Origin of the sequence: Paenibacillus sp. MMS20-IR301, assembly GCF_032302195.1 — a bacterium.
Lineage (GTDB): Bacteria > Bacillota > Bacilli > Paenibacillales > Paenibacillaceae > Paenibacillus_AQ.
This window is the reverse complement of record NZ_CP135275.1, coordinates 4,493,455-4,512,001: the sequence shown is the minus strand read 5'-3', so window position 1 is coordinate 4,512,001 and position 18,547 is coordinate 4,493,455. Positions and strand designations below refer to the sequence as shown.

General features: G+C 53.5%; 16 protein-coding genes. 14 read left to right on the top strand and 2 right to left on the bottom strand.

The genetic code is table 11. From position 1 onward, the window contains the following. Positions 1-56: 56 nt before the first annotated feature. The 12 genes from LOS79_RS19445 (at position 57) to LOS79_RS19390 (ending at position 12,610) form a co-directional block, all read left to right on the top strand. The gene (locus LOS79_RS19445) at positions 57-1,040 is read left to right on the top strand and encodes a hypothetical protein (RefSeq protein WP_315411705.1); all 984 of its coding nucleotides are present in this window, start codon (positions 57-59) and stop codon (positions 1,038-1,040) included. A gap of 14 nt (positions 1,041-1,054) precedes the next feature. Beyond that, entirely contained in the window at positions 1,055-1,321 is a 267-nt protein-coding gene (locus tag LOS79_RS19440; protein ID WP_315411704.1) for a hypothetical protein, read from the top strand. 1,191 nt (positions 1,322-2,512) lie between these two features. Then, positions 2,513-2,734, top strand: a complete 222-nt coding sequence (locus LOS79_RS19435) for a hypothetical protein (protein ID WP_315411703.1) — start codon at positions 2,513-2,515, stop codon at positions 2,732-2,734. After that, positions 2,731-2,907, top strand: a complete 177-nt coding sequence (locus tag LOS79_RS19430; RefSeq protein WP_315411702.1) for a hypothetical protein — start codon at positions 2,731-2,733, stop codon at positions 2,905-2,907. The genes LOS79_RS19435 and LOS79_RS19430 overlap by 4 nt, the downstream gene beginning before the upstream one ends. Further along, positions 2,894-3,256: a hypothetical protein gene (locus tag LOS79_RS19425; RefSeq protein WP_315411701.1), complete on the top strand. Its 363-nt coding sequence runs from the start codon at positions 2,894-2,896 to the stop codon at positions 3,254-3,256. The genes LOS79_RS19430 and LOS79_RS19425 overlap by 14 nt, the downstream gene beginning before the upstream one ends. A gap of 219 nt (positions 3,257-3,475) precedes the next feature. After that, positions 3,476-4,453: a peptide-methionine (S)-S-oxide reductase MsrA gene (msrA, locus tag LOS79_RS19420; RefSeq protein ID WP_315411700.1), complete on the top strand. Its 978-nt coding sequence runs from the start codon at positions 3,476-3,478 to the stop codon at positions 4,451-4,453. Positions 4,454-4,741: 288 nt separating this feature from the next. Further along, on the top strand, positions 4,742-5,209 hold the full coding sequence (hutP, locus tag LOS79_RS19415) for a histidine utilization transcription antiterminator HutP (protein WP_315411699.1): 468 nt from the start codon (positions 4,742-4,744) through the stop codon (positions 5,207-5,209). A 144-nt stretch (positions 5,210-5,353) separates the two neighbouring features. Then, positions 5,354-6,898, top strand: coding sequence for a histidine ammonia-lyase (gene hutH / locus LOS79_RS19410; protein ID WP_315411698.1), 1,545 nt, complete (start codon positions 5,354-5,356; stop codon positions 6,896-6,898). A gap of 59 nt (positions 6,899-6,957) precedes the next feature. Continuing rightward, a complete protein-coding gene (gene hutU / locus LOS79_RS19405; protein ID WP_315411697.1) occupies positions 6,958-8,652 on the top strand; it encodes a urocanate hydratase in 1,695 nt (564 codons plus the stop codon). Next, positions 8,649-9,920, top strand: coding sequence for an imidazolonepropionase (gene hutI / locus LOS79_RS19400; RefSeq protein WP_315411696.1), 1,272 nt, complete (start codon positions 8,649-8,651; stop codon positions 9,918-9,920). The genes hutU and hutI overlap by 4 nt, the downstream gene beginning before the upstream one ends. 2 nt (positions 9,921-9,922) lie before the next feature. Next, positions 9,923-11,266: a Zn-dependent hydrolase gene (locus tag LOS79_RS19395; protein WP_315411695.1), complete on the top strand. Its 1,344-nt coding sequence runs from the start codon at positions 9,923-9,925 to the stop codon at positions 11,264-11,266. 15 nt (positions 11,267-11,281) lie between these two features. Then, positions 11,282-12,610: an amidohydrolase family protein gene (locus tag LOS79_RS19390; protein WP_315411694.1), complete on the top strand. Its 1,329-nt coding sequence runs from the start codon at positions 11,282-11,284 to the stop codon at positions 12,608-12,610. Between the two features lie 440 nt (positions 12,611-13,050). Here LOS79_RS19390 and LOS79_RS19385 read toward each other — a convergent pair whose 3' ends face one another. Further along, positions 13,051-15,918: an S-layer homology domain-containing protein gene (locus LOS79_RS19385; protein ID WP_315411693.1), complete on the bottom strand. Its 2,868-nt coding sequence runs from the start codon at positions 15,916-15,918 to the stop codon at positions 13,051-13,053. Positions 15,919-16,279: 361 nt separating this feature from the next. Between LOS79_RS19385 and LOS79_RS19380 the strand changes: the two genes are divergently transcribed. Together LOS79_RS19380 and LOS79_RS19375 are read left to right on the top strand one after the other, a co-directional pair. Further along, positions 16,280-17,011 carry a ZIP family metal transporter gene (locus tag LOS79_RS19380; RefSeq protein WP_315411692.1) on the top strand — a complete coding sequence of 244 codons (732 nt, stop codon included), beginning with the start codon at positions 16,280-16,282 and terminating at the stop codon, positions 17,009-17,011. 94 nt (positions 17,012-17,105) lie between these two features. Beyond that, complete coding sequence (locus LOS79_RS19375) at positions 17,106-17,405, top strand: hypothetical protein (protein ID WP_315411691.1); 300 nt, start codon at positions 17,106-17,108, stop codon at positions 17,403-17,405. Positions 17,406-17,560: 155 nt separating this feature from the next. On the opposite strand, the gene LOS79_RS19370 is transcribed toward LOS79_RS19375, so the two are convergent. Continuing rightward, on the bottom strand, positions 17,561-18,469 hold the full coding sequence (locus LOS79_RS19370; protein ID WP_315411690.1) for an aldo/keto reductase: 909 nt from the start codon (positions 18,467-18,469) through the stop codon (positions 17,561-17,563). Positions 18,470-18,547: the final 78 nt, after the last annotated feature.

Genomic DNA, 18,547 nt, shown 5'->3' with positions numbered 1-18,547 from the left:
CTGGTGAGTGAAGACACAAATCGGTTGTACCTGCAGCTGAAAGGCCAGGCCAGCCAATGGGGCGGGCTACCGCTAGGGACATTGCAGCAAGCCCAGGTGCTTATCAACGAATTAACTGTAGAGGCGGAGCAGGTTTTGCCGATACGTTAAAAGCCCGTGCGGACAAAGCCACAGATTCTCCCTATGACTTTTTCAACTGGCTGACGTTAGGAATTACAGGCGATCTTCCCGCTGGGATGTATAAGGAAGCTAAAGACCGGGCGGACCATCTGCTGGATTCACCGGAAAAGTTTGCGGACTGGCTAACGCTCGGAACCGTAGAAATGGCGAAAGGGGCGTTCCATCCAGAAGAAAGCTGGTCCGCAGAGCATTGGATGAACAGCTTGGGAGTGGTGTCGCTGCTGGCAGGATCAGTGGAAAAGGCTTTTGTACCCAAAAGTGGCGAATTGGTGAAACCAAAGATATTGAAAGATATAGCTAGCGATGGAATGGAGAATGTCAGTAAGGATAAGGGCGGGAAGGTTGTTGAGGGGACGGGTGATATTCGTCAAATTTCTTCAGGAGGATTGAGAAATGAAATCGAATTAACCAATGCACAAAGAAGTGAATTGGTTAATTATGCGAAGAAGTTAGGTTTTTCTGAAGAAAATATTGTATTTAGGGATAGTTGGAATACGGGAATGATGTATGACAGGCTGTATATAAATACTGACGTGTTACCTGCTAAATCCCCCGGGGTCGGAACTTTAAATGCGAATGGTCGTGTCTCAGGTAAAGCAACCATAGCTCATGAAATTGTTGGACATTATGAGGCTTATGTAAATGGAAAAGCATTTAATCTTTATGATGTTGATCCTGCAACATATGCAAGAAACTTTGCTTTAGATGAAGCGCAAGCTAGTATTAGGGCGGCTAGATTTGCCCCAGACTTACTATCAACTGAAAGAATGACATTACTTAGGGATGCAATTACAAGATTAAAAAATGGTGGACTCCGTATTAGAGATGTTAAGGATAAGCTATATATTGAAAATAGATAAAAGGAAGGAATTATATGAAAAAAATAATGGAAGTTGGAGATGTATTTGAATCCAAAGAAGAAGGAACTATTATAGTTGGAATTAACCCTGTTCTTGCATATATAAACAAAGTTGGTGACAATATTATTCTTCGGACACCTGAAAATACAGTGCTAGAATTGGACGTTATTTCAGTTCAAATTTCTAACTCACCAACTGATAAAAAAATGGTAGGTATATGCCTTGGGAAATCAATTAAACCCACAGATATACCATTGGGGTCAGTAGTATATGTGGTTTAATAGTTAAAGTACAAAGAAGTCTATGGGGGTTGCCAACGTTCAACCAAAACACATGTAATCCATGAGCTAGTCGTAGGATTGTTGGAAATATTTAGAGGGGGAGAACCGAACTATTCATCACTTGGTGAAATGTTTGGTAACGATACAAATGTGGAGGAAGATGTTGAGGAGATAGTATACAGAATAACTACTATTGAAAGAATTTTAAATGATATTCTGAAAGTCGAGATGCACAATGACAAATCAACAACACCACAACGCGAGTTAATAGCCGTGTTGTGGTTTTTTGTATTCGCCTGCATATTCCAAACAATACAAACATAAAAGCTGGCTGTTCAATAAGACCCATCCAGTGCTGAATGAACCCTTCATTCAACCAACTATACAGTTAACCCATGTAATACCCGAATAAAGATTTCGTCAATTCGTTTGTACGAACATCAACGCTTGAATTTTATAACCTAAATAACGCTATTGCGTTACTGGACCTTTGTCAAGAAAGTACACGCTCACGTAACGGTTGTTCAAGTGACTAACTAAGCGTTACGGACAGGAGAGACGTTAAGCCTGCGGAAAGGCACCGGAATGCCTGACTTGCGGACACCAGCGCCGTTATTTCACTGAAAAAGTGGAGTTAGCCCATGAAAAGCGCTGGATAAGGGCCGTGGTGTCCGCAAGACCACCCAAAAGGCCTATTTTGAGCTAATAAAGGCTGTGGTGTCCATAAGGGGCAGAATTGGGTTGTATGTGAACCGGAGAGATGGCATTCGTCCTCCGTAACCTGATCCAACACACATTTAACTTGGCTCAGCGGGTAATGTATGCGGGCAATCGTGTACAAAGAGTTGCTGTGCGGGCAAGCGGTGAATCCAATAGAATGAATTTCTCCCGGCCGTTCAGCAAGGAGTTTCTTTGGGGATTCTTGTCTCCTAAATCAACATTTAACTTTCCAGTTCAAGCTATATCATTCTCGGCGGGCCAGTGTTCTGGCTCTTCCGAGTTTTTTTGTTTCTGCTCTACCCAATCATAAATGCAAATGAAAGAGTAGATTACAAGTGAGGGTGTTGCTGTTTGAGCGGTGGCAAAGGCTTGCGCCGAAAAGGTGGACAGGGGTAGGGCGTGAGCCAATTCTAATAACATCATAGGAACGGGGTGGTGCAAATGGATGTAAGCGCATTGACTGGGCTTTTTATGGAGAATAACGGTTCAGTCGTGCTGAATGTCCTGTTATCTACAGCATTAATCTGGAGTATCAAACAAATCGCAAACAAAGAGAAAGTGATTCAGAATTATCAGAAGCGTGATGAGGAGAACGAAAAGCAGCTAAGCGAATATAACCGTATGCTCGTAAAGCTGCTCATTGAGCGGGGTACCGGGCAAAAACCTAAAGATGAGGAGGTCATCAACAAGTGAAGCTCCTCGATATATTCAGAAAACACGAGCTGAAGCCCAGCCGGGTCGAGCAAGAAATCGATACCCTGGGCAAAATTCAGGAGGCGTATGAATCCAATGATCTTGAGAGGCTTATTGATCTGCACCGTACCGGCTTAGGTAGAAGGGGAGATGATCTGCATGGGAATTGTTGACTTAACACTAATCACACTGGAAACGATAGCCTTAATTGCTTTTACTGCTTATGTAATCCATTACAGCAGGTATTTTATGGGACGAGGTCCGCAGCGGACATACAATCTGTATCTCCGGAGCGTATGGGTCACCTACGGCGCCGTGGCATTATTATGTCTCAATCTGTTATGGGGACGGATAAATATTATTCTCGGGTATAATACAGCCGGCAGTCTTTCGAATATTGTACGGGAGTACATGCTGATTCTGACCCTCGTAATGCTGGTGTTCGCAGGGTGGATGCATAAGGAATTATGGGATGCCAACCGGCAGAACCGGACCCGCCTCAAGCGGAAAAGACTTAAATAAACATTGATCCAACCGCCTTCCGCGATCCAACCAATACACGTAACAATCCAAGTCATCCCAATCCTCACCCGATGTTGTCAATCCTCTTGCCGATCACTCCGGAGCAGCATATTGCTGTTCCCTACTGGATGTCTGTATGCCTCAGCCAGGCCCTGCCCGTTTTGGAGAAGAAGGATATTCATATATAATAGGGAAAAAGCGTGCGGGGAGGCGTTCTCTATGACTAACGGTAATAACCTTCAGACGGCTACCTTTGCCGGCGGCTGCTTCTGGTGTATGGTCAAGCCGTTTGACGAGCTGCCGGGTATTATCTCGGTCGTATCGGGATATACCGGAGGGCACACGCTCCATCCCACCTATGAGGAAGTGTGCAGCGAAACTACGGGCCACCGGGAGGCGGTGCAGATCATCTTCGACCCGGAGCGTTTCCCGTACGAGCGGCTGCTGGATATGTATTGGCAGCAGATAGATCCGACCGATTACGGCGGCCAGTTCATGGACCGGGGGCCATCCTACAGGGCGGCAATCTTCGTTCACAGTGAAGAGCAGCGGCAGAAGGCACTGCAGTCGAAGGAGGCGCTGAAGGGCAGCAAACGGTTCAAAGCACCGATTGTGACTGAAATATTGCCTGCCGCCCCGTTCTATCCGGCGGAAGCAGAGCATCAGCAGTATTACAGAACGCATCCCCTCGATTATAAGCTGTACCAGAAGGGCTCCGGCCGTGACGATTTCACGGAGCTGCACTGGAACGGCCGCGAGGATAAGAAGCGGCTGCGGAAGCAGCTTACGGAGCTGGAGTACGAGGTAACACAGAATAAAGGAACGGAGCCGCCGTATGCGAATGAATACTGGAACTTCTCCGGGGAGGGGATCTACACCGATATCCTCAGCGGTGATCCGCTGTTCAGCTCCAGGGATAAATTCGCTTCCGGCACCGGCTGGCCGGGCTTCACCGGACCTCTTGAAGCGGGGCTGGTCCGCCGGGAGGCGGATTATAGCGGCGGTGAAGTACGGACCCTGCTCCGCAGCAGGCTGAGCGGGGCGTATCTCGGGCAGCTGTTCTTTGACGGCCCGGAGCCGGCGAGGCAGCATTACCGGGTCAACTCTGCCGCACTGCGGTTTATTCCAAAAGCGGAGCTTGAGCGCCACGGGCTGGGGCGGTATGCAGGACAGTTTGAGGATCATCAAAGCAGTTAATTTATAACGGGCTGTACCGGTTAATCATCATCTGCGGACTTAAGGCATATTATATAACGTGGCGATCCCGGTATAGCTTTTTTTTCAATAATTAATGTTATATTAGATTACATTTGCGATTGACAAAGCACAGCGGCAGAGGTATATTCTACTCAGCGATATATAGTCATTAGTCAACAGAATGTAGCTGAGAATCAGGAAACGGAGGTTTCCTAGTTTCGGTTGCATTTTTTTGCTGTATGGAGCGTAAGCAGGCAATCGTCTTCAAGAAAAGAGGAGATCTCCGGCATGGGAGAAGCATCGGTATCGGTATCATCGTTTCCTATTGGCAAGCTGGCAATTCTTCTGGCAGTGCTTCAGGAGCATGAATGGAAAAAGGTTGTCGAGCAGGAGCTCCATACCCGGGATTTCCGCTATACGATCGGACGGATCGGGGCCATGGACATGATTAAGGTGATTGCAGCAATTGAGACGGCGGCTAAGAATAATAACATTATCGACAGCAGTTCATACCGGGAGGTTCACTCGCTGTATCACGCCATTATTGAGACCATACAGAGTATAGGCCGCGGGATTGTCCAGTTCGGCGATATTCTGCGGACGGTAGGGCTCACTTTTGCCATAGTGCGGGGGAAGATGTCCGGCAGCGTAGAGCATGAAGGGGAATGGATTGCAGTCTGTGCCTACGGCACAATCGGTGCACCCAAGAAGGGCTTTGAGCATGAAGCGATAGGGTTTGGCTTCAATCATATTTAGTATGCAGTTACAGGTAAGCATCACCGCAATGTGAAGAAGCAGCCCGAAACAGAATAAGCCGTAATTTAGCCATTAGTGATATAGAAGCCGGTACCTCTCTTAGGGTATGGGCTTTTTCTATTACTCAGGAGGCAGGTGGGACTAATGCTGGAAATAGACAATCAGACCGTCACCGTACGCGGCAATACATTAACAATTGAAGAGGTTGTCAGAGTAGCCCGTCATTACCGGGTTGTGGAGCTTAGTGAGGAGAGCTGCCGGAAGGTGGCCCGTACCCGCGAGTATGTAGAGAAGCTGCTGCTGGAGAAAAAAGTGGTCTATGGCCTCACGACCGGCTTCGGCAAATTCAGCGATACGTATATTTCCCCGGAGGATACCCGGCAGCTGCAGCTGAATCTGATCCGCAGCCATGCGTGCGGGATTGGAGCGCCGTTCCCGGAGGAGGTGGTGCGTGCCATCCTGCTGCTGCGGGTCAATGCCCTGGCCCTCGGTTATTCCGGTATCCGGCTGGAGGTCATCCGGCTGATGGTAGAGATGCTGAACCGGAATGTGGTGCCGGTAATCCCCGAGAAAGGCTCGCTCGGCGCAAGCGGTGACCTCGCTCCCCTGTCGCATATGGTACTGGTGCTGATCGGCGAAGGTGAAGCCTCCTACCAGGGGGTGCGGATGCCGGGCGGGCAGGCGTTGGCGCAGGCGGGCCTCGCCCCGATTGAGCTGGCAGCCAAGGAAGGACTGGCCCTGATTAACGGCACGCAGGTCATGACTGCCGTCGGCACACTGGCCTGCCGGGATGCGCAGCAGCTTGCGAACTGGGCCGACTGCACGGCGGCACTCACCTGTGAGGCGCTGCGGGCGGTCCGCGATGTGTTCGATCCGCAGACGCATATCGTCCGCCCGCATCAGGGCCAGCGCCAGGCAGCGGACAATATCCGCAGCCTGACTTCCGGCAGCAGGCTGATGACCGGCCAGGGTGAAGTCCGGGTGCAGGATGCCTATTCGCTGCGCTGCGCACCGCAGGTTCACGGCGCGAGCCGGGATGCGCTGGCCTATATCGCCGGGAAGCTGGAGATTGAGATCAACTCGGCCACGGACAATCCGCTGATCTTCGCGGATGAGGAGAAGGTGATCTCCGGCGGGAACTTCCACGGCCAGCCGGTAGCGCTGCCGATGGATCATCTGTCGATCGCCGCAGCGGAGCTGGCGGATATCGCTGAGCGGCGGATTGAACGGCTGGTCAATCCGCAGCTGAATGAAGGACTGCCTCCGTTCCTGACGAAGAATGGCGGACTGCAGTCCGGGTTCATGATTGCCCAGTATGCGGCCGCGGCGGTGGTGTCCGAGAATAAATCACTGGCCCATCCGGCCAGTGTGGATTCGATCCCCTCCTCAGGCAATCAGGAGGATCATGTCAGCATGGGTACGATCGGCGCGCGGAAGGCAAGGCAGATCGTCGACAATGCTTATGCGGTACTGGCCATCGAGCTGCTCTGCGGAGCGCAGGGAGCCGATTTCCGGGGGCCGGAGCTGCTTGCACCGGGAACCAGATGGCTCTACGACCGCTGCCGGGAGCGGGTTCCGCTGGTGGACGGAGACCGGGTGCTGTCCGGTGATTTCTCCGTGATTGCCGAATGGATGAAGGGGGCGGGTGTACTGGAGGAGCTGTTCGCGCAGATTCCGTTTCATGCCTGAACGGGTTCTGAATCTGTTCATGAACAATATCTGATCTGATCAAGAGAGGAGCTAAGAATATGAGTATGAACGAAGCTAAGAGCGAATCGAGAATCTGCCGTGCGCCAAGAGGCAATGCACTGAATACGAAGGGCTGGGTACAGGAGGCGGCGCTGCGTATGCTGATGAACAATCTGGACCCTGAGGTTGCAGAGCATCCGGAGCAGCTGGTTGTCTATGGTGGCATCGGCAAGGCGGCGCGCAACTGGGAGAGCTTCGATGCTATCGTGCGCTCACTGGGAACGCTTGAGGATAACGAGACCCTGCTGATTCAATCCGGCAAGCCGGTAGCTGTCTTCCGCACTCACCGGGATGCGCCGCGCGTGCTGCTGGCGAATTCCAATCTGGTGCCGGCCTGGGCCGACTGGAGCACCTTCCAGGAGCTGGATCAGAAGGGGCTGATGATGTACGGGCAGATGACCGCCGGCAGCTGGATCTATATCGGCACACAGGGGATTGTTCAGGGGACTTATGAGACGTTCGCAGAATGCGCCAGACAGCATTTCGGCGGTACGCTCAAGGGTACAATTACGCTCAGCGCCGGGCTTGGCGGAATGGGCGGTGCACAGCCGCTGGCCGTTACTATGAACGGCGGGGTGTTCATCGGTATCGATGTAGACCGGACCCGGATTGAGAAAAGAATCCGCTCACGCTACTGTGATATCCTGGCGGAGACGCTGGATGAGGCGCTGGCGCTGGCTGAAGAGGCCCGCATGAACGGGCGTCCGCTCTCTGTCGGTTTAATCGGCAATGCAGCGGAGCTGCTGCCGGCAATGCTGTCCCGGGGCTTCGTCCCCGATCTTCTGACCGACCAGACCTCGGCCCATGATCCGCTGAACGGCTATGTGCCGGAAGGCTTTACGCTGGAGACGGCTAAGCTGCTGAGAGCGGAGGACCCGCAATTGTATACGTTATTAGCGAAGAAAAGCATCGCCCGCCATGTCGAAGCGATGCTTGAGCTGCAGCGGCGGGGAGCGGTTACCTTCGACTACGGCAACAATATCCGCCAGGTTGCCTTTGACGAAGGGGTGGTAGGGGCGTTTAATTTCCCCGGCTTCGTCCCGGCCTACATCCGCCCGCAATTCTGCGAAGGCAAAGGGCCGTTCCGCTGGGTAGCGCTGTCGGGTGATCCGGAGGATATCTACAAGACGGATGCGGCTATTCTGAAGGCTTTTCCGGAGAATGCCGGACTGCAGCGCTGGATTAGGCTGGCACAGGAGAAGATCGCCTTCCAGGGTCTGCCTGCACGGATCTGCTGGCTCGGTTACGGGGAACGGGCGAAGTTCGGGCGGATGATCAATGATATGGTGGCAGCGGGAGAGCTGTCCGCGCCGGTTGTCATCGGCAGGGATCATCTGGATGCAGGCTCGGTTGCTTCACCGAACCGGGAGACTGAAGCCATGCGTGACGGCAGTGATGCAGTCTCTGATTGGCCGCTGCTGAACGCGCTGGTGAATACGGCGGCCGGAGCCAGCTGGGTCTCGCTGCATCACGGCGGGGGCGTCGGAATGGGCTACTCCCAGCATGCCGGCATGGTAATCGTGGCGGATGGCACGAAAGAGGCAGAAGCCCGGCTTGAACGCGTGCTGACTTCAGACCCCGGCATGGGTGTTGTCCGCCACGCGGATGCCGGCTATCCGCTTGCCATGGAGACAGCCAGAGCCCAAGGGATCAGAATGCCTATGCTGGCTGACACGGAGGGAGCGGGCCGATGATCTATATCCAGAATGCTGCCCAGATCGCGACGCTTGGCGGAGCCAGCAGCAAGCCGAAGACCGGCAAGGAGATGGAGGACCTCGGATTGATTGAGCACGGGGGAATTGTCATCGAGGATGGTGTGTTCACTTTCGTCGGTAGTAATGAGGAAGCGGCCCGGTATGTCGAGCAGCATGCCGGCGGCAGGGAGGTTACGGTATTCTCTGCTGAAGGCAGGACCGTCACGCCGGGGCTGGTCGACCCCCATACCCATTCCGTATTCGCGGGTTCCCGTGAATTCGAGCTGAATCTGCGCCTGCAGGGCGCGAAGTATATTGATATTCTGCAGGCCGGAGGCGGAATTCTCTATTCTACGGAACGGACCCGCGAAGCTTCTGAGGAGCAGCTGATGGCGGAAACCGGGAAGCGGCTGGACCGCTTCCTGGCGCATGGCGTCACGACGATCGAAGCCAAAAGCGGCTACGGCCTGCGGCTTGCGGATGAGCTGAAGCAGCTGCGGGTAGCCCGGCAGCTGGATGCTTCCCATCCGGTAGATATCGTATCCACCTTTATGGGCGCCCATGCTGTCCCGGCAGAATGCCGGGGGGACGCGGATGGTTATGTCCGGAGCGTCATTGAGGAGATGATTCCCGCGGTGGCCCGTGAAGGGCTGGCCGAGTTCTGCGATGTGTTCTGCGAAGAGGGGGTATTCACCGTGGAGCAGTCGAGGGCTATCCTTGAAGCGGGCAAGAGCTGGGGGCTCAGCCCCAAGCTCCATGCCGATGAGCTCGTCTCCTGCGGAGGGGCCGAGCTTGCCGCCGAGCTGGGCGCGGTCTCGGCTGACCATCTGCTGCATGCCTCGGAAGCGGGCATCGCGCAGATGGCGGAGAGCGGAGTCATTGCCGTGCTCCTGCCAGGCACTGCCTTCTTCCTGATGGCGGAGCCGGCCGATGCCCGGGCGATAATCAATGCCGGTGTGCCGGTCGCCTTGTCAACTGACCGCAATCCCGGCTCTTCACCGACCGAATCTTTGCCGTTCATTATGAATCTGGCCTGCCTGACAATGGGCATGACCCCGGCGGAGGTGCTCACAGCCTGCACGATAAATGCAGCTCATGCGATCTGCCGGGCAGATACCATCGGCAGCATCGAGGCAGGCAAGCAGGCCGATCTGGTACTGTTCGATGCGCCGAATTACAACTACCTGCAGTATCATTACGCGGTAAATCTGGTAGATACCGTGTTCAAGAAGGGTGCGCCGGTCATTCAGAATGGACGGAGGGTATGAGTATGGAGGCAGGCCTTAGCAAGGAGAAGAGCGGCTTAAGGATTAATGCTGAACGTCTGCAGCATAATATCCGGGAGCTTGGGATGTTCGGCCTGAATGAAGCCACCGGAGGGCTGGACCGGACAACGTTCACTCCGGCCGAGCTTGCGGCCCGGGAATGGCTTAAGGGCAAGCTGCTGGAGCTTGAGCTTGCCGTCAGAGTGGACGAAGCGGCGAATATTTGGGCTGTGCGTAGCGGAGTGGAAAGAGCTGATCCGCCAGAAGCTTTAGCAGCTTCCGGCGGCTTAAGCGGTTCCGTCCGGGCACAGGGCAGTCTGCCGGTCATTGCCTTCGGCTCGCATATCGATACGGTGCCGAACGGCGGCAAATATGACGGTGCGCTTGGCGTTCTGCTGGCGCTGGAAGTCATGACTGTGCTGCACGAGAACCGCATCAGCACCCGCCACCCGCTGGAGCTGGTCTCCTTCAGCGCGGAGGAGCCGAATCCGTTCGGGCTGTCCACCTTCGGCAGCCGGGCGGTGTCAGGGAAGCTGAAGCAGAGCGATCTGGCCGGAGTCCGTAGTGATCAGGGCCAGCTGCTGGCTGAGGCGCTGCGGCTGGCCGGCGGCGATCCTGAACAGTTCGGGAGCTGCCGGAGGGAGCCTGCGGAGCTGGCTGCTTTTCTCGAGGTTCATATTGAACAAGGCAAACGGCTGCTGGACCGGGGGATTCCTGTAGGCATCGTGACCGCCATTACCGGAATCTACCGTGAAGAGGTTACCGTTACAGGGGAGGCGAATCATGCCGGGACTACCCTGATGTCTGACCGTAAGGATGCGCTGACGGGGGCTTCCGAGATGATGCTGGCCTTCGAAGCCGTCTGCCGGAAGCATCCGGCGGATGAAGCGGTAGGCACGATCGGGCGCATCCGTAATGAACCGAATGCGGCGAATATCATTCCTGAGCAGGTGAGCTTCCATCTGGAGGCCAGAGGTGCAAAGCGTGAGCAGATCGGGGAGCTGCTCCGAGCCTGGGGCAGCGAGGCCTCAGATATTGCCGCCCGAAGGGGGCTTCACCTTAAGCGGCAGCTGATTCTGGATCAGGCACCGCAGCCGATGGATGCCCTGGTCATGGAGGTCTGTGCTGCACAGGCCGAGGTGCTGGGAATTGCGAGCCTGCAGCTCGGCAGTATGGCCGGGCATGATGCGACCCATATGGCGTCACTGACCCGGGCCGGTATGCTGTTCGTTCCAAGCCTTGGCGGGAAAAGCCACTGCCCGGAAGAAGAGAGCCGGATCACGGACATCGAACAGGCTGGTAATGTATTGCTGCAATCCATACTGGCCCTTGACGGGCAGCTAAGGTGATAGGAGGAGAATCATTTGCGTGAAATTTATTCAGCAGATCTGCTGTATACGGGGGATGCTTTTAAGCAAAATGGCGCTTTGCTGGTGGAGCGGGGAAGGATCACTGACGTTGGAGACCGCGGGGAGCTGCTGAGCCGTTACCCGGATGCACGTCATATTTCCTGGGATGGCAAGGCCATTGTCCCCGGTACCGTCAATTCACATAACCATTCCTTCCAGAGCCTGCTGCGCGGCATCGCCATTGATAAGCCGTTCCTCGACTGGCGGGATCAGGCTCTCTACAAGTACACGCCATTACTTGATGAGGAGGCCATCTACACCGGTGCGCTCCTTGCCTTCGGGGAGATGCTGCGCTACGGAATCACGACCGTCTGCGATTTCTTCTATGTGCATAACGGCGGGACGGCATATGATGAAGCGGTCATCCGGGCGGCGGATGATCTCGGCATCCGGCTGGTGTTCGCCCGGACAATGTATGACTGGGCCGGGGCGCCGCTGGCTTACCGTGAAACGGTAGGGGAAGCGGTGGAGCGGACGAGACTGCTTGCCAAGAAATATCAGGGCAATCCGATGGTTACCGTCCATCCTGCCCCGCACAGTCCGCATGCCGCCTCACCGGAGATGATCCAGGCCGGACACCGGCTGGCTGTGGAGCTGGATACCCCTTTTCATATCCATGTAGCTGAAGAGATGTTCGAGGTGGAAGAAATTCTCCGCGGCTATAATCTGCGGCCTGTGCATTATCTGGATTCGCTGGGTGTGCTCGACGAGCGGATGATTGCCATCCATCTGGTCTGGCTGGAGCAAGCGGAAATTGAGCTGATCGGTGCAAGGGGCGGCTCGCTGGCCTATTGCCCGTCCAGCAACATGTTCCTGGCAGACGGGGTTACCCGGATTCCCGACCTGCTGAAGGCTGGAGTGAGGGTGACGCTGGGCACTGACGGCGGCTGCAGCAACAACCGGATCAGCGTCTACGAGGAGATGCGCATGTGCGCGATGCTGCAGAAGGTCAGCCGGCTGGACGGCACCTGTATCACTGCCCGGGAGGTCTACCGGATGGGAACGAAGAGTGCCGGAGACATTCTCCGTCTGCCGGTCGGGTCGCTCGAAATCGGGCAATATGCCGATTTTGCGGCGCTTGATATCCATGACCTGTCCCTGGCTCCGAAGGAGCAGCTGTTCGCCAACATGGTCTATGCCATGCAGCCGGGAGCGATCGCCACAGTTGTAGTGAACGGCCGCATTGTCTTCGAACAGGGAAAGGTGCAGACCGTGTCCGAGTCTTCGATCGGCCGGCGGGTGGATCAGTTGTTTGAGAAGTGGGCGGGGCTGGAGAAGCGGTAGAAGTACAAGGGGGAAGAAGTCCGGCCAATCCGCGGTGAATGGACTAATGTAAGGCAAAGAGCCGGGCTGTGGAATGCCCGGCTCTTTGGTCTGAATTATGATTTGGTATGCCGCCTGTATTACTTGAACCTGTGATCTTGAGCTTCAGAACCGCAAGGAACTAGAGAATTCATTCTATTGTATTTTGTACAGCAGATCATAGTGAAATCAGCCCGAAAATTGAATCTATTGTATTTTGTACATTCGTTCTTTGGGCTTTTGGCATTTTAAGCTCATTTCCCGGAAAAGCATTGTACGAAATACAACAGAAAGGATTATTTGGGCATTTAGCAAGGAATCAAATGTATAGAATACAATCGCTCCATTGTTATGGGCGTTCTCAACCCGCTAATTAACCTTAAGGTTCCAAGTTCAGGCCATATAGCTGACTTGCTTATGAGCTAGCTGTTTTCCCGTGCGATTAGATTGAACCACTCATGCAGAACAATTAACGCCTGGAGATACTGTTCAGATGCCGATTCAGGATCATTGACCACTGCTTCTGCGGCATTGATATCACCGAGAAGGCGCGGGTCATTCAAAGACCGGGCATAGGCAATGGATTCAGGCAGTGCGGTAAATACACTAGGAACAGTGATAATAATTTCTTTATTTACGGCAGAGAAGTCGCGTTTCAGCTGCAGTTTGATGCTATATTCTACAGGCTCTGCAGTGCCGTTATAGTTCATGTACCATACATAATAGTCTCTTAGTATATACACATCTTCAGTAACAGTAGCCGGATTCTGAGGATTCATTACGGTTACTTTCAGATCCCTTGGCCATACGAACGCCGGGTCCGCCAGATACACAGTTTGACCTACAGTCATCGTGCCGGGAAGAATCCGGTCTTTGAAGGCTCCGGCGATAGTCGTAGCCAGCTCTGCATAAGAGGCTTCAGTGAGGATAGTTACAGGTACAGCATGGCTTTCCTCACGGTTCGGCTTCTTCAGGGAGACATAGATAGCACTGGAGTTGGGGAAATCAAGACCGGTTATCTTCACACTGGTAGAGCCATTGGCCACAGTTGCTCTTCCCAACAGCCCGCCGCTCCGGTCTTCATTGGAATATACAGAAACTACATCCCCGGGAGTAAGAGCGTTCACCGTCACAACATCATTAGCCCCGGCATGGTTCTCAACAGACAGCGTGTAAGAATTAACCGTAGGGCTTACGCCTACTTCACCATCAGGTGATGAATCTGTCAGCATATTCTTGTCCACAAAGCTTAGCTTGCTGCCCTCGACGTTCATATCAAACACATACCAGTAGAGCTGCTTACTGTCGGCAACGGGAATGTGATAGGTTTTTACCGGCACGGCATTGTTGCCGTTATAGATTTCTACTTTTGCCCCGGAGGCTGCTAGGGTTTCGGTCTGTTCAGGTCCATTTCCGCTGTAATTATGAATGTAGAAAGTATATTTGCCGTCTACACGCTTGCGGATAGTAGTGGTCTCCGGACCGTAAGAATTGGTATCGTCATGATCCAGATCGGCATATTTGACGTCCTTATAGAAGTACTCTTTCTCACCGAACCAGGTATGGAAGGATTGTTCACCGGGCGCAGGTCCGACCAGATGCGAGTCTTCATCCAGCGGATGCTCGCCCCAGGTGAGAACAATCCGGATTTCATCGGCTGCCGGAATTTTTATTGCTGTAGCATTCTGTCCAGTATTCTTATGGGTAGTCAGCGAAACGCCTACTACATGAGTTGTAATATATCCTTCTTTAGACAATTCACCGGTATAGATTCCGGGTGCCAGATTGGCATAATATTTGCCGTCCGCATCCGTGACCACACTGGCGGCAATGGTTCCGGTTGTTGCTGCAAGGCCTTTACGGAAATGGATCGTCATATCCGCTACCGGCTGGTTGTCCACATCCAGGATATAACCTTCGAAGCCGTATACCACTGCGGTTACGGGTTCTGAATCGTTGCCGCCTGCACCTGCACCTGTGCTTGCGCCGGGAAGCGGAGTTCCGATCACGGCCGAAGCGTTGTTGCCGTAGCTTACATGTCCCGGAGTCTGGGCGATAGTCGAGCCGCTGGCATTGATCAAGGCATTGGCAATGGAGCCTTTTCCGGTTACGGCAGCTACAGCATTAAGGATCAGGTTATTAATGCTGGCCCCGCCTGCGATATCAATGCCTGCATTCGCGGCACCGGGAGCAACCATAAGCTGGCCGATTGAGCCTGAAGTCAGGTTGACTTTGATAGCAGCGGCGAATACGTCCACCGTCTCGAAGGTTCCGGCCAGAGCTACTTCGGCATTTGCCGGAATGGCTGAAGAAAGATCCACATTGCCGAAGCCGCTGCCGGTTCCGCTGCCTTCTTCAAGCAATGCACCTGACTGCAGTGTAATCTGTTCAACCGAGCTGCTCCCCTCCGTAACAATCCGGATGCTGCCGTCTTTTTTATTAACAATAACGGTTACAAGCACGGAATCTACTACATGGATACTGTTCTTTCCGCCTCCGGCAATAGTAGTGGTGCCCTTAACAGTAACATTCTTCAGGGTCACATCGCCCTTACCCACAGCTTCACTGATTACCAGGTCGCCTGTGATGATGGTGTTGCGCAGCACTACACCGGATGCTTCGATATATACAGAACCGCCTACTGTGGCAACACCTGTCTCAGGTCCATAATTTCCGGCTTTATCGTAAACAGCTGCATTAGCGGAAGGGGCCGTCCGGAGCTTCAGGGAACGGTCCAGCACGCTGATTGCTTCTGCTCTTGTGGCGGTATCAAGCGGTCTGAATTGGCGGGCATATCCGTTCATAAGACCCGCCTGGGCAACAGCGTTAATCTGCTGCTTGCTCCATTCATGACCCGAAGTGGTGTCGGTGAATGAAGCAGCCGGATCCGCTGCGTTCAGCTTGAGGATGGTGCTCGCAATAACCGCCATTTCTTCACGGGTAAGCGGCTGATTAGGTCTAAACATCTGATCAGGGTAACCGTTGATGTATCCGGCGGCAGCAGCTTTTGCAATATCTGTATAGAACCAATTGGATGGTGTAACATCCTTATAGGAGATTGCTGCCGTCTGTGTGTAACCAAACGATTTGTTGACTAGAGCTGTGAATTCTGCGCGTGTAATTTGCTGATCCGGCTTAAGCGAACCGTCCTGATAGCCGGTGAGCAAGCCCTTCTGCTGCCATTCTGCAAGCACATTCTCTGCCCAATGGCCGGAGGCATCCTTAGCCGCGGCGGCTGTCCCGGAAGTGCTGGAAGCACCGGTGGCTGCGAATGCTTGGCCCAAAGCCATGAGATTCATACAAATACATAGAAATACGATAAATGTGTTTCGGCGTAACCTGTTCTTTCTCGTCAATTCCTGACACCAGCTTTCATTGAAAATATGAAAAGGCAATAAATATGTAAAAATTCCTCTTCTGAATGTAAAATACTACTATGATTAATTAAGAGAGTCTATGTAATATTATCTATTTTGGTGTAAATAGTAGTATTTTGTATATAAATAGGAGAATTGTTTTAATTATTTTTCGTGTTCACGCAATGGCGTATGGATCGCGGGATAGTGCCAAATATTCAAGTCCTGGTTATAAAAAAGGCTGCCGCAGGCATATGCTGGTCTATAGATCCTGTCCACCAAAGGGGTTGAAGACTTGGCAAGTGCGCTTCTAGGCAGCTTTTTATCTGCAATGGCTACCGTGCTTGGCGTGATTCCCATCCTGTTCGTGAAACGGCTGTCAGAGCTGTGGAAGGACGTGCTGGTGGCCTTTACCGCCGGAATCATGGTATCCGCAACCACCTTCGGCCTGATGCCGCAGGCAATTAAAGAATCGGGGATTATCGCCATGACGCTTGGGCTGCTTACCGGTGTGCTTCTGCTTGATTTGATCGAGAGCCATATCCCGCATATCGATGTGGAGAACAAGCCCGGCTTCAGCAATCTGGATTCCAAGGCGCTGCTCGTGATGATCGCGTTGTTCATTCATAATATTCCCGAGGGGCTGAGCACCGGCTTCAGCTATGCGAGTGAGCAGGCAAGTCTGGGTCCGATGGTGGCGATTGCAATCGGCGCGCAAAATATGCCCGAAGGCCTGATTCTCGCCGTCTTCCTGATGAATGCCCATGCCACTAGGCGAAAAGCGCTGATTGTCGCCGCCCTGACCGGCCTGATGGAGATGGTATCAGCGGTCATCGGGTACTTCACGGCGAGCTATCTGCAGAATGCGGTAGGCTATGGACTGGCTTTTGCAGCCGGGGCCATGCTCTTCATTGTCTACAAGGAGCTGATTCCGGAGAGCCACGGGCACGGATATGAACGGCCCTCCACGTATTCGTTTATATTCGGGCTGCTGGCGATGGTGTACATTACCCAGTTCTTTGGATAAACTGACGGCCTGGTGCCTATATTTGCATCTGTTTGCCGCAACCGCTATACTTTAACGCAAATCCCGGTTCCTAATGATAAGGAGTGATGACACGATGGCTAGACTAGACTTGGAGTGGGAAGCTTTATTATCTTTCGTACTGCTGGCGGCTTCATATTTATGCTTATATGCGGCGATTCATAGACGGACAACCTTTGCCCGGTACAGTATGACCGTACTGCTGGTGGCAAGCGGTGCTCCACTGGCGGCGATGCTGATTGTGGAAAGCAGGAGAACCGCCACCGACGCGAATATCGGACTCGGAATGGCCTTCATGCTGACTTGGCTCATTACAGCGGTGGTCTTTGCCGCTTCGTTCATTGTTTGGCTGCTGAAAAAAAGAAAACGCGCCTAGCCTGCCTATAATGCCAACGGCAATGGCTGTGGAAGCGGTAAACCATCCGTCCGGATGTATGAAAAAGAAGCTGTCCAAAGACTGTAGCACCTACAGTTTCCGGACAGCTTCTTTTGTTCTGAGGTTAAGCGGTTAGACTCCGGGATAACCAGGAGCTATACATGCAGCGTATAACGGCCGGCCTTGCTGGCTGCCCGGACTGCTTCAAGCTCCTCCGGGGAAAGCGGCCTTGCAGCGGCGGCGGCAATATTCTCCCGCAGCTGGGCTAGACTGCTTGCACCCGGAATAACTGCGGCAACGGCCGGATCCGCCAGCGGATATTGCAGTGCGGTCTGCGTCAGGGTACGGGAGCCGGAAGTCAGCGCCATCAGCTGCCCGTGCAGCTCTGTAAGCTCTGCAGCAGTGTAGTCCAGGTATGTCCGCTCTGCCTTGCTGCGGCCGTTTCCGGTCAGAATGCCGCTGGCGAGCGGCCCCCGGGCAATCAGGCTGATGCCCTCCCGGGCCAGCAGCGGGAGCACGCTTTCCTCCGGGCGTCTGTCAAGAATGCTGTACTGGCTCATGACGCTGACTATTCCCGAGCGCTGCACATATTCGCGGATGACATTCGGCCGGATGGAGGAGAGGCCGTAGTAACGGATAACCCCTTCCTGCTTCAGCTGCTCAAACGCCTCAATCGTCTCGTCAATATTATCCTCCAGTGTTCCCCCATGCAGCTGATACAGATCGATATAGTCCGTCTGCAGCCTGCGCAGGCTTTCTTTCACCGCAGAGCGGATATAGGCTTTGGAAGCATCCCAGCTCCAGCCCTCTTTACCGGGAATCCGGCGGTTGCCCACCTTGGTGGCCAGTATCACATCCGCACGGCGGCGGCGGACCGCCTGGCCGACTAGCTCCTCATTACGGCCTTCATCATAAAGATCTGCGGTATCCAGGAAATTAATGCCTTGCTCGATGGCTTCATGAATAATGGCCGTGGCTTGTGCGGCATCGGTGCCCAGAGTCATGCAGCCGAGGCCCATGGCGCTCACATATAGATCGGATTGTCCCAGACGGTTAGTGTTCATTGGTCGTCCTTTCCTTACTGTTTTTGTGACCATTATAGCATTTGGGCATGCAAAAACGGCAATCCTGCGCCGCCGCTG

Bases quoted from the DNA above. Each gene is read 5' to 3' on its own strand.
- hutP (WP_315411699.1), top strand. From the start codon at position 4,742: ATGGGAGAAGCATCGGTATCGGTATCATCGTTTCCTATTGGCAAGCTG.
- LOS79_RS19370 (WP_315411690.1), bottom strand. From the start codon at position 18,469: ATGAACACTAACCGTCTGGGACAATCCGATCTATATGTGAGCGCCATG.
- LOS79_RS19435 (WP_315411703.1), top strand. From the start codon at position 2,513: ATGGAGAATAACGGTTCAGTCGTGCTGAATGTCCTGTTATCTACAGCA.
- LOS79_RS19375 (WP_315411691.1), top strand. From the start codon at position 17,106: ATGGCTAGACTAGACTTGGAGTGGGAAGCTTTATTATCTTTCGTACTG.
- hutU (WP_315411697.1), top strand. From the start codon at position 6,958: ATGAGTATGAACGAAGCTAAGAGCGAATCGAGAATCTGCCGTGCGCCA.
- LOS79_RS19440 (WP_315411704.1), top strand. From the start codon at position 1,055: ATGAAAAAAATAATGGAAGTTGGAGATGTATTTGAATCCAAAGAAGAA.
- LOS79_RS19425 (WP_315411701.1), top strand. From the start codon at position 2,894: ATGGGAATTGTTGACTTAACACTAATCACACTGGAAACGATAGCCTTA.
- LOS79_RS19395 (WP_315411695.1), top strand. From the start codon at position 9,923: ATGGAGGCAGGCCTTAGCAAGGAGAAGAGCGGCTTAAGGATTAATGCT.
- msrA (WP_315411700.1), top strand. From the start codon at position 3,476: ATGACTAACGGTAATAACCTTCAGACGGCTACCTTTGCCGGCGGCTGC.
- LOS79_RS19445 (WP_315411705.1), top strand. From the start codon at position 57: ATGGGGCGGGCTACCGCTAGGGACATTGCAGCAAGCCCAGGTGCTTAT.
- LOS79_RS19385 (WP_315411693.1), bottom strand. From the start codon at position 15,918: ATGGCTTTGGGCCAAGCATTCGCAGCCACCGGTGCTTCCAGCACTTCC.
- hutH (WP_315411698.1), top strand. From the start codon at position 5,354: ATGCTGGAAATAGACAATCAGACCGTCACCGTACGCGGCAATACATTA.
- hutI (WP_315411696.1), top strand. From the start codon at position 8,649: ATGATCTATATCCAGAATGCTGCCCAGATCGCGACGCTTGGCGGAGCC.